Genomic DNA, 2,236 nt, shown 5'->3' with positions numbered 1-2,236 from the left:
TATTCTTTTTATCATCATAAGTATTGTTTATTTTGCTTTACATTCCGAAAATACTTGTAACATATCTTATAAGATGTAAGCGACGAAGGATGCAGGAGGAAAGGCTGGGGATCGCTGAGCCGGGGCGGGAATTTCGATCGAGCAAAATATATTGTATAGCGAGCCGAACAGCGGATAGATAGGGTTTATCAAGAAAATTGGGTCTAAAACCCTGTCCTTCTAGGACGGCTTTAATTTATTAAATCCCTTCCTAAAAGTCAGGAAATTTCTAGTATACTAGAGTGGTCAAGGTTAAACTCCTGCGCCATCGTGCATAAAAACAGTTAACGACACACTTTTAGGCGTAACCCGGGGGACAAAGAGGGGCGAAAACTCTATAAACAGCTAGGGGCTTAACACAGTTCCTTTAACCAGAGAAACAAACTATTTAGTCTTGTTAAGTAGGGTAGGGCATACCCGAACTCTAGGTAAATGTCCTAGTACGCTTTTGGAGATAGACCCTCTGGAGTGACTGCGAATCAGGCTCGTTAATGGGTAGAATTCCTACGGTTAAAAAGTTTGAGTATTGCCGAAAGGACGCAACATTTTAAGGTCAGTCGCTGAATTAAGAATCCCTGTCCTTTAGGTCAGGGAGTGTCAAGGAGCAATATGTCATGAAGGCTGAGCAACCAAAAATAGAAGCAAGTCAAAACCAAAACAACACATAGCTGCGGCGTGCGGCGGTGGAGCGAAGGCATACAGGGCAAGACATTTAGTTTTTAAACTGTAAGGGAAGTCTGAAGTGAGGAGCGATAGCGTACCGAATCCAAAGCCAGAAAACGTACACCATGTTACAGATCCCGAACTCTGTGAAAAGATGGGCGAAAAATACCACTGGCGGTTAAAAGAAATCCGAGTGACTCGTAACACCCCCCCTGATGTGGCTTGCGTGTTTGACGGGGAACAAACCTCGTTTCAGGATATGTGGCAAGATTACCAAGATTAAAGGAAAGGGAGGAAAAATGGCAAAAAAAATCTGGATTGTCTACAAAACCGAAAGCATGAGTGCTCCCGGCTGGGAAAAACGTCAGCTTATGCCGAGGGGCGGTCTCACTAATATACTTTGGGAAAATTGGACTTGGGAAGAAAACCCAGAAATTCCTCAAGTAGGGGACAAAACCCGCGATTATGAAAATCTATCTGACCCCGGTAATGGAGTCACCCACGGGAAAGATGGAGATTGGGTAGTTACTCGCGTTCAGCAGTTTTCTGCTTCCGATACTGAGGAGCGAATTGTGGTGTGTTACTGTTCTTACCAACCTGTTACATCGGATTGGGAAGCACTACAACAAAGCGAGTCTGTCAATCAGATGCTAGCAACTGTCGAATAATATTGACTGGATAATTAGTTCGTAAAAGCGATCGACTATTCCTGCACAATTTCATACAAATCTTCGATCGACAAATCATATCATGTCGGATCGATTAACCATAATATCCCGGTCGGGGCGGGTTTTTGAGATAATCAATTATTGGCAGGTATTGTTGGCGAACCCTCCCCTACAAAAATCGCGGTCGCTCGACCGGACATGATATCAAAAGTCCTCGCCAACTTGTGCAAGGCCCTCACGTCAACTGTTGCTAATCCGGGCGATCGGGCATAGGTTCTCAGCTTGCTGTAGACTGCGCCCGATCGCTCTGAAACCTCTTTGATCGTCGGGCCTTTCTCAGCAGCCAACTCTCGAACCCGCAATCTAATTAAACCCATCGACAGAACACTAGATTTACTCTGGGATAAAATTTTATCGTAAAAAGCGATCGCTCACTCCTGCACAATTTCCACCAAGTCTTCAATCATTACATCAAAGGTGCGAGCCAATTTGTGTATAGAAATAAAGTCAATGGTTGACACTCCCGGACAGCGGGCGTAGTGTCTGACGGTGCTGTAAATTACTCCCGATCGTTCTGAAACTTCTTTCAGCGTCCAGCCTTTCTCGCTAGCTAGTTCTCTGACTTTTAACCTGACTAAACCCATACTTGACAAATGATGGTGTACCATCATCGGATAGTTTTATCCCAAAAAGCGATCGACTACTCTTTGACGACCTCAACCAAATCTTCCACCATCACGTCAAAAGTACGTGCCAACTTCAGCAGACAAGTAAAATCAACCATTGCCATTCCTGGAGAACGTGAATAGGTGCTGAGGGTGCTGTAGTTGACTCCCGATCGGTCAGAAACCTCTTTGATCGTCCAG

The 2,236-nt window shown here is 44.7% G+C and carries 5 protein-coding genes; 2 read left to right on the top strand and 3 right to left on the bottom strand.

The features are described 5' to 3' along the window. The first annotated feature begins 781 nt into the window (after positions 1–781). Positions 782–985: a hypothetical protein gene (locus tag ACUVJL_RS10075; protein WP_445245712.1), complete on the top strand. Its 204-nt coding sequence runs from the start codon at positions 782–784 to the stop codon at positions 983–985. Between the two features lie 16 nt (positions 986–1,001). After that, positions 1,002–1,370: a hypothetical protein gene (locus ACUVJL_RS10070; RefSeq protein ID WP_445245711.1), complete on the top strand. Its 369-nt coding sequence runs from the start codon at positions 1,002–1,004 to the stop codon at positions 1,368–1,370. A 134-nt stretch (positions 1,371–1,504) separates the two neighbouring features. On the opposite strand, the gene ACUVJL_RS10065 is transcribed toward ACUVJL_RS10070, so the two are convergent. From ACUVJL_RS10065 to ACUVJL_RS10055, 3 genes are read right to left on the bottom strand one after another with little or no spacing between them, the layout of a single operon-like run. Next, a complete protein-coding gene (locus tag ACUVJL_RS10065; RefSeq protein WP_445245710.1) occupies positions 1,505–1,747 on the bottom strand; it encodes a helix-turn-helix domain-containing protein in 243 nt (80 codons plus the stop codon). Between the two features lie 54 nt (positions 1,748–1,801). Continuing rightward, positions 1,802–2,014, bottom strand: coding sequence for a helix-turn-helix domain-containing protein (locus tag ACUVJL_RS10060; protein ID WP_190735550.1), 213 nt, complete (start codon positions 2,012–2,014; stop codon positions 1,802–1,804). A 56-nt stretch (positions 2,015–2,070) separates the two neighbouring features. Beyond that, on the bottom strand, positions 2,071–2,229 hold the full coding sequence (locus tag ACUVJL_RS10055; RefSeq protein ID WP_445245334.1) for a helix-turn-helix domain-containing protein: 159 nt from the start codon (positions 2,227–2,229) through the stop codon (positions 2,071–2,073). Positions 2,230–2,236 lie beyond the last annotated feature (7 nt).

Origin of the sequence: Microcoleus sp. OTE_8_concoct_300 (assembly GCF_031383065.1) — a bacterium.
GTDB lineage: Bacteria > Cyanobacteriota > Cyanobacteriia > Cyanobacteriales > Microcoleaceae > Microcoleus.
The sequence above is the reverse complement of the archived record's forward strand: the minus strand, read 5'-3'. Positions and strand labels throughout refer to the sequence as shown.